The following is a 7879-nucleotide window of genomic DNA, read 5'->3' as shown; positions in this document are numbered from 1 at the left end:
TGTAGAGTCGAGATCCTATGTTCGTGGTCAAGCCTGCTGGAAGCAGGCTTGACCGACCTTCAGCATGGCCGGATCGAAGTCTCGGCCGCTTTTGAACACGCCCCAGGCGATCCTGGCCAGCTTCCTTGCCAGAATGTTGAAGACGGCGGTGCTGGGGTGACCGCGTTTTGACAGCTCGTCGTAGAGCGGTTGCCCCCGGCGACACCGCTTGAGCCCCATTGCAGCCATGTAGAGCATCTGGCGCAGCATCGGTGCGCCCTGTTTGGACAGCCGACGTCGTCCAGTTCTGCCGCCAGACTCGTTGGGCCGGGGATCCAGGCCGGTGCAGGCAATCCATGCGTTGGCGTTGGCCAACGGCCAGCGCGTCATGTAGTAAATCAGGTGGGACGCGACGGCAGGGCCGATACCCGGGATGGTCAGCAGGCGCTTGTAGAGCGCGCCATGCTCTCCATCGCGGCCCAAGCGCTGCAGTTCGCTTTCCAGCTCGGACAGCGTCCCAGCCAGAGCGCAGAACAGATCAGACAGCTCCCCAGGGTCACTTTTGCTTACCCCGAAGGATTGCTCCAAGCGCGCGCGCGTCTCCACCAGCGCTCGCCGCTTGCGCAGCAAATCGTGCATCTGCTGCTGCTCGTCAGTACGCGGTACGTATTCACGCAGGCGGTCGCTCTCCTTCTTCACATAGCGGGCGATCGCTTGGGCATCCATGGCATCTGTCTTGCCGCGCGAGCCCGTCGCCCGAGCGTAGTTCTTGATCAGCCGTGGATCGATTACATAGACAACGTGGCCCGCCTGGCCAGCCATCCGAGCCAACAACTCGTAGTACCGTCCCGTCGCTTCCATGCCAATCCGGCATCGCTGGGGCAAGGTTTTGAGCCACTTGGCTATCCCGGCCCGGGTGTTGGCGACCCTGTCACCGGCCTTGCGGTCGGCCACCGCCGGCACGAACTCCTTGGAGTCCACGTCCACGCCAATATCGAGAGAATCAGACATTTGTACGGCTCCCAGCTATCTTTAAAGGGCTGGGGTGGTACCGCACCGACGTTAGCTTGCCTACATCGACGATCCCCTTTGGGGGCCGTACGATCCTTTATCGACGTTCGTGTGCGGGATGGGGATCGCTCGACTCGTCTGTCGGCTGGTATCCGCAGATGCATGCTTGACGGTCCCTCCACCCTGGCTCCTACATACAGCGTAGGAGCCGGGAGGAACATACAAGCCATGCTCGACTCAGCGGGCGAACCGGAGCCGAGCATGGCTCGACTCCACAGGTGATGCATGTCTGGCGTGGAGGCGCCTGCCTCAGAAGTCCATCGTCGCCGACACCAGCACCGTCCTCGGAGCACCCAGCGCCAGGCTCGACAACAACGGCATGCCCCAATACGCCTTGTTGGTCACGTTGTTCACGCTGGCTCTCAGCGCAAGCGGTCGACCCGCCACAGTGGTGCTGTAGCGCGCCCCGACATCGAACAACGTGCGCCCCGGTACCGACAGGCTGTTGTCGGCACTGATGTACTGCTTCGACACCGCCGTGGCATTGCCGGTCAAGGTCAGGCCCTGCAAGGTCGGCACATCCCACTCCACGCCCAGCTTGGCCTGCCGTTGCGCCACGGCGGTGGCGATGCGTCCTTCATTCACGCCACCGGCCGTGCGGGTCAGCTTCGGCTGCACATAGGCCACGCCACCGAGCAGGCGCACGCCATCCAGCGGCGACCCGAAGAAGCCCCATTCCACGCCGCGGTTACGCTGCTCACCGCCGAACGAGAAGATGTTCGTGACCGGGTCGGTATAGCTGTTCGGTCGCTTGATCTCGTACACGCTGAAGGTGTGCGCGAAGCTGCCGAGGTCCAGCTTCAGGCCCAGCTCCTTCTGCTTGGTGCGGAACGGTGCGAACACATCGCCGGCGTTGGCGGCGGTCATCGGCGCGGTAGCGCCCTGGCTGAGGCCTTCGATGTAGTTGGTGTAGATGGAGACCCTTTCGGTGGCCTTCACCAGCAGCGCCGCTGCCGGCGTGGTGGCGCTCTCGTCGTAGCGCGAGGTGCGCGCACCGCTGGCGACATTGAAGGTCTCACTGACCACCTGCTGGCGGCGCACGCCCAGCGTCAGCTGCACGCGGTCATCGGCGAAGGCGAGGGTGTCGGCGAAGCCGAGGCTGTCCAGCTTCAACTCGGTATGCGAGATATGCGGTGCCACGAACGGCGCGGCCGGGCCCCACACCGGGTTGTACAGATTGGTGGTCCAGTCCCAGCCCGGCACGCTGCGGCGCCCGTAATCGTTCTGGGTGTGCTGGTAGTGGGTCACGTTGGCGGCCCACTGATGGCCGATGCTGCCGGTGTGGAACGAGCCGCGTAGGCCGGCATCTGCGGACTGCTTCTTGATATCGAAGGCGAGCTGGCCGATCACCGTGGTGAAGTCGCCGGCTGGATTGAGGATCTGCGCGCTGATCGAACCGTTGTAGCGGTAGTCGGTCCTGCTGGTGCCGTAGGCCAGGTAGGCCATCAGGGTGTCATTGATGTCCAGCTCGCCCCGCAGCATCGCGCCCTTGTCCTGGCTGTCCACGTAGGCCCAGTCCGGGTTGATCAGCGTATCGGCACGCGGCGGCCGCGGAATGGCCACGCCCGGTGCCAGGCCGACGCCACGTGCCGGGCCGTCAACACGGTCATCGGCGCTGTACAGATCCGCCGACAGCCGCGCACGTTCGCCGCGCCAGTCCAGTGCCAGCGCGCCGAACTGTACCTTCTTGCTCTGCTTTCCCACGGCACCATCACCGTCACGGTACGCGCCGTTGAAGCGGATGCCGAACTGCTTGTCGGCGCCCAGGCGACGGCCCATATCCACATGGGTGCCGAACTGCGCATCGGAGGCAAAGTTGGCACTGACGCGCAGCAGCGCTTGATCGCCGGCACGCTTGGGGACCAGGTTGACGCTGCCACCGACCGAGCCGCCCGGCGGCATGCCGTTGAGCAGCGCGGAGGGGCCTTTCAGCACCTCGATGCGTTCGAACATTTCCGGCGAAGTGCGGTAGTAGGGCGCCATGCCACTGAGGCCATTGAAGGTGGTGTCGCTGGTGTTGGAGGCAAAGCCACGGATCGCGTAGTTCTCGCTCCACGAACCGGTGACGCCGTTGCTGAACACCGTGGGGTCGGTGGCGGCGATGACGTCGGTGAGGTCCTTGGCCTGGCGGTCGCGGATGAAGGACTCGGTGTAGCTGACCGTATTGAACGGCGTGTCCATGAAGTCCTTGTCGCCGAGCAGGCCGACGCGGCTGCCGGCGGCCACTTGCCCGCCCGCATAGTCTGCAGTGACCCGGCGCTGTTCCTGCACCTGCACCGAGGGCAGGGTGGACGGCGTGGAGTCGGCCAGCGCGACAAACGAGGCCAGCAGCCCTAGCGCGAGAGCCGACATCCGGTAGCGCCGGGCGATGCCTGGCGGATGCATCAGGCTGGAGGATGCGGCGGCAGCGCGATGCTGCAGAGAAGAGAAGTTGTACACGGTCATGCCAGATTCCTGTGAATCGCAGGCGCGAGCGCGCCTGGCGCGCTGCCGACGGCAAGCACGGGGAGAGGGCGCAGCGCAGGGTTGTTGGCTGGGTGGGGACCTGGCGGAAGGTGAGCCATGGGCTCGACTACGGGCAGCGTGCTGGACGCATTCCGAATTAGTTGAGTAAATTAAACTAAATCAATCGAAGCGGACAAGCGGATCCCTTTGCTGGCACCCTCAGCAGGGTATGAGCACGCACCGTATGAGCCCGCACCCCGATCCAACGGCGCCGACCCGTGGCCGCCCACCCACCATCACCCCGGAGCGCCTGGCCGACATCGGCATCCGCCTGGGCCTGCCCAATCTGACCATGGCCAACGTGGCCGCCGAACTGGCGGTGACCCAGGCGGCGCTGTACAAGCGCGTGGCCAACCTGGAGGCGTTGAAACGCCTGGTGGCCGAGGCGGTGTTCCAGCGCTGGCAGATTCCGCGCGCGTCGGCCGATGCGCCGGGCAGCCTGGAGGCCTACCTGATGGGGTTCGTGGAGTCACTGTGCGAGGTGGTGAAGGCGCATCCCGGGCTGCCCCCGTATCTGCTGCGGCGCACGGTGGCGACCGCGCCGATGCTGGAAAAGATCGCCTCGCACCAGGCACACGTGGCTGATGTGTTCGGCCTGCCGGTGGACAAGGCGCGCTGGCTGCTGGCCACGATCGCCTTCTACTGCATCGCCGGCGCAGACACCATCTACGCAATTGCGGACGACGAGGAAGGGCAGGTGATCACCGAGTTCAAGCAGGGCATGCGGGCGCTGGTGATCGGTTCGCTGGAGGTATCGCGGCTTCGGTAGATGCACGCCTTGCGCGGATGATCCTGGCCGTTCACCCTGACGCCAGCCAGGCATGGCCGGGCTCTACTGGACGGATCGCGTAGTGTCGAGAATACAATGCGGCCATGCCTGCCACGCCTACTCTCGATGATCTTCGCCGCTACGCGGTGGCGCGCACCCTGTTCAAGCCGACCACGCTGCTGACCGCGATACGACGGCTGGGCTTCGTGCAGGCCGATCCGATCAGGGCACCGGCGCGCGCACAGGACCTGACCCTGCGGCACCGGGTGAAGGACTACCGCGCAGGCGATCTTGAGCGGCGCTACACGCGCCTGCCGGTGGAAGAAGATTGCCTGGTGAACTATGGCTTCCTGCCGCGCGAGCATCTGGCACTGATGCACCCACGGGTGTCCAAGCGCGAATGGGACGCCGAAACCCATCGCCGCGCCGCCGACGTGCTGGCCTTCGTACGCGAGCGCGGCAGCGTTCACCCGCGTGAGGTGGACCAGGCGTTCGCGCATGGGCGGGTGACCAACTACTGGGGTGGCACCAGCAATGCCAGCACGCATCTGCTTGATGGCATGCACTACCGTGGCCTGCTGCGGGTGCAGCGGCGCGACAGCGGTACGCGCATCTATGCGGTGGCCGAACACGCCGAGGCGGACGTCAGCGAGCAGGCACAGATTGAACGCGCCGCCGCCCTGATTGATCTGGTAGTTCGCAAGTACGCGCCGCTGCCGTCGGCCAGCCTGACCTATCTGGTGCGTCTGCTGGGCTATGGCGCCCCACATCTGGCCGAGCAGACCCGGCGGGCCTTGGCGTTGGCCAAGCAACAACTGGCCAGCTGCACGCTGGAGGGCACCACCTGGTACTGGCCGGCGGACGAGAATCCTCGCTCGCGCCGCCATGCACCGGACGAACAGGTGCGCCTGCTGGCGCCGTTCGACCCGGTGGTGTGGGACCGCCGCCGCTTCGAGCTGCTGTGGGGATGGGTGTACAAGTTCGAGGCGTATACACCTGCACCGAAGCGCCAGTATGGGTACTACGCACTGCCGGTGTTGTGGCACGACCAGGTAGTTGGCTGGGCCAATCTCAGCGTGCACGAGGGTGAGTTGGCATCAAGTGTGGGCTATGCCGGCAAGTCGCTGGCCCGCGACAGGGTGTTTCGTGGCGCGTTGGAAGACGAGCTGCAGCGCATGGCGGAGTTCCTGTAGCGCCGAGCGGCGCATTGGTAGCTATCGCTCCCGGTAGTCGCCAACCTTGGTTGGCGCGGCCTCTCAGCGGTGCCCACCAAGGTGGGCATCTACCAAAGCAACGCCGCTCAGGCCCGGTGCCCACCAAGGTGGGCATCTATCGATTCCGCCGCCCATGCGCCACCATCGCCAGCACCACCACACCAGCGGCGACGCTGGTGTGCCCGGACAGCGCGGCCAGACCAGAACCCACGCCCAACGCGCGCATGGCAAACACGGCACTGAACACCAACAGCGCCCAACCGACTGCGCGCAGTTGTTGGACGGCCTGCGCGCTCAACACCCGGCGCAACACATCGCGCTGATGGCGCTCCATCGCCAGTGCCAGGCAACCGAACGCGGTCAGTGACAGCACAAACAGAATGACGTGGATCATGTACTGGCCTCCGGTACTGCAGTGCGTGGTGCGGCAGGCGGGCGTGCGCGCTTCGCCTTCGGTGCGTGCTTCCAGATGCGCCACGCCAACACTGCATGCAGGAGGGCCAATGCCAGCAGGGTCAGATCGGTACCGGCGAACGCCCAATCACCTGCGGCCAAGGTGCGCCACAACGGATGTGCCGTCGTCGTCGCCGTGAGTGCCGGCAACAGCGCCAGCAACAACGCCCCCAGCACGAACTGTTCGATCCACGCACGCTTGGGTGTGCGCAGCGTGGCATGCACGAACATCGCCGTCCAGGCCAGGAAGAACACATGCACCTCCCACGCCGCGCGCCCGTCCATGCTCGCGGGCAGCAGGCGGTTCGCCCACAGATAGGCCGCCATCGCCACCGACAGGCCAGCCACCGTGGCGATGTTGAGCCGCTCCACCAACCGGAAGCCGAAATAGGGCCGTTGCGGGTCGGGCAGCTGGGTGCGGCGCTTCACCGTCCACAGCACCAGCCCGGTGCCGACCATGGCGGTTCCGGCAAGGCTGACGACGAAGTACAGCCAGCGCAGCGTGGCGTCGGCAAAGCGCCCCAGGTGCAGGCCGTACAGCACGCCCTGGGTATCAGCAGCGACGCCCGAGTGTTCCTTGATCTGCAGCAGTTGCCCGCCGCCGCCATCAAACAACAGGTAGTTCGGCGTGGTCGAAACGCGGCTGGACTGCGCGCGCACAACGGCGACACGCGCGTTCTCGTCGCCAGGGTTCTGCACCTGCACGCTGCCCACCGCGCCGGTTCCCCAACGCTGTTCGGCCTGTCGCACCAGTGGGCTGATGTCCGTAAGCGGAGCGGCGTGACCGGCGGCCTTCTGCGGCGGCAGGAACAGCCGCATCTCGCTGACAACCTCGGCCTGCTGGCGCTTGTCCGGCAGTTTGGCCAGCCCCCACGGCATGTACAGCACTGCCAGCATCACCAGGCCACTCCAGGTGATCATGAAATGGAAGGGCAGGCCGAGTACCGACAGCGCCGCGTGACCATCCAGCCACGAGCGCTGGCCCTTGCCCCAGCGGAAGGTGAAGAAGTCGGCAAAGATCTTCTTGTGGGTGATCACGCCGCTGACGATGGCCACCAGCATGAACATCGCGCAGAGGCCGACGATCCAGCGGCCCCACATCGCTGGCATGTAGTGCAGATTGAAGTGGAACGCATAGAAGAAGTCGCCACCGCCGGTATGCCGCGCCTGCAAGGGCGCACCGGTGCTGGCATCGAACAGGCCCGAATCGAAACCATGCCGGCCGCGCCCACCCGGGCTGGCCCACATCGCCGACACCCAGGGCATGCGCGTACTTGGCAGGCTGAGGTTGATCTGGGTGGCTGCCGGTGTCTCGGCAATGATGCTGGAGACCGTGCGCTGCGCGACTATCGCCGACTCCGGCAACGTGGAGGGCGTGGCGATCTCGGGGCGTGTGTAGCGCGAGAGCTCGTCGCGGAAATAGCTGGCGGTGCCGGTGAGGAACATCGCGTACAGGATCCAGCCGGCCAGCAGGCCGACCCAGATATGCAGGTCGGACATGGTCTGGCGGATGCCGCGTGGCTTCGCGGTGCGATCGATCTTGCTCATGCAGCGCCTCCGTTGGCGACCGATTGCGCAACCAACCACAGTGGCAGGGCGATCACGATCAGGCCGATCCATGCGCGCCGCGCTGAGCGCACCGCGAACACCCAGACTACGGCGCCGGCATACAGCAGGAAGCTGGCCAGCATGCCGGTGAACACGGCCTGGCGACCATCGATGGGCAGCGCCAGTGCGGCGATGCTGCACAGCGCGGCGAGCACATAGCCGCCGAACAACGCAGCGATGATGCGTGAGACCAGGGGCAGCCAGGCCAGCGCGGAAGCGGTACGGGAAACGGTCAAGGCACTTCTCCGGGGCACCGCGCCATGGCGCGGTGCCCTTGAAA

At 65.7% G+C, this 7879-nt stretch carries 7 protein-coding genes; 2 read left to right on the top strand and 5 right to left on the bottom strand.

Annotated elements, in window-relative coordinates; translation table 11 throughout:
- Nucleotides 1–27: 27 nt before the first annotated feature.
- Both AC13FN_RS08220 and AC13FN_RS08215 read right to left on the bottom strand, forming a co-directional pair.
- Nucleotides 28–966 carry an IS110 family transposase gene (locus AC13FN_RS08220; RefSeq protein WP_482995098.1) on the bottom strand — a complete coding sequence of 313 codons (939 nt, stop codon included), beginning with the start codon at nt 964–966 and terminating at the stop codon, nt 28–30.
- A 333-nt stretch (nt 967–1299) separates the two neighbouring features.
- Nucleotides 1300–3495, bottom strand: coding sequence for a TonB-dependent receptor (locus AC13FN_RS08215; protein WP_478412584.1), 2196 nt, complete (start codon nt 3493–3495; stop codon nt 1300–1302).
- Nucleotides 3496–3739: 244 nt separating this feature from the next.
- On the opposite strand from AC13FN_RS08215, the gene AC13FN_RS08210 reads away from it, so the two are divergent.
- Nucleotides 3740–4324, top strand: coding sequence for a TetR/AcrR family transcriptional regulator (locus tag AC13FN_RS08210; RefSeq protein ID WP_197646255.1), 585 nt, complete (start codon nt 3740–3742; stop codon nt 4322–4324).
- A gap of 104 nt (nt 4325–4428) precedes the next feature.
- Nucleotides 4429–5517 (top strand): DNA glycosylase AlkZ-like family protein, encoded by a 1089-nt coding sequence (locus AC13FN_RS08205; protein WP_482984427.1) that lies wholly within the window; start codon nt 4429–4431, stop codon nt 5515–5517.
- 136 nt (nt 5518–5653) lie between these two features.
- Here the strand turns inward: AC13FN_RS08205 and AC13FN_RS08200 are convergent, their stop codons facing one another.
- The 3 genes from AC13FN_RS08200 to AC13FN_RS08190 are packed head-to-tail and all read right to left on the bottom strand — an operon-like array spanning nt 5654 to nt 7835.
- Nucleotides 5654–5932 (bottom strand): DUF3325 domain-containing protein, encoded by a 279-nt coding sequence (locus AC13FN_RS08200; protein ID WP_049437438.1) that lies wholly within the window; start codon nt 5930–5932, stop codon nt 5654–5656.
- Nucleotides 5929–7539 (bottom strand): PepSY-associated TM helix domain-containing protein, encoded by a 1611-nt coding sequence (locus AC13FN_RS08195; RefSeq protein WP_482984428.1) that lies wholly within the window; start codon nt 7537–7539, stop codon nt 5929–5931. The genes AC13FN_RS08200 and AC13FN_RS08195 overlap by 4 nt, the downstream gene beginning before the upstream one ends.
- Nucleotides 7536–7835 carry a DUF3649 domain-containing protein gene (locus AC13FN_RS08190; protein WP_010485492.1) on the bottom strand — a complete coding sequence of 100 codons (300 nt, stop codon included), beginning with the start codon at nt 7833–7835 and terminating at the stop codon, nt 7536–7538. The genes AC13FN_RS08195 and AC13FN_RS08190 overlap by 4 nt, the downstream gene beginning before the upstream one ends.
- Between the last annotated feature and the right edge of the window lie 44 nt (nt 7836–7879).

It is taken from the genome of Stenotrophomonas sp. 115C5, assembly GCF_056861055.1.
The sequence above is the reverse complement of the archived record's forward strand: the minus strand, read 5'-3'. Positions and strand labels throughout refer to the sequence as shown.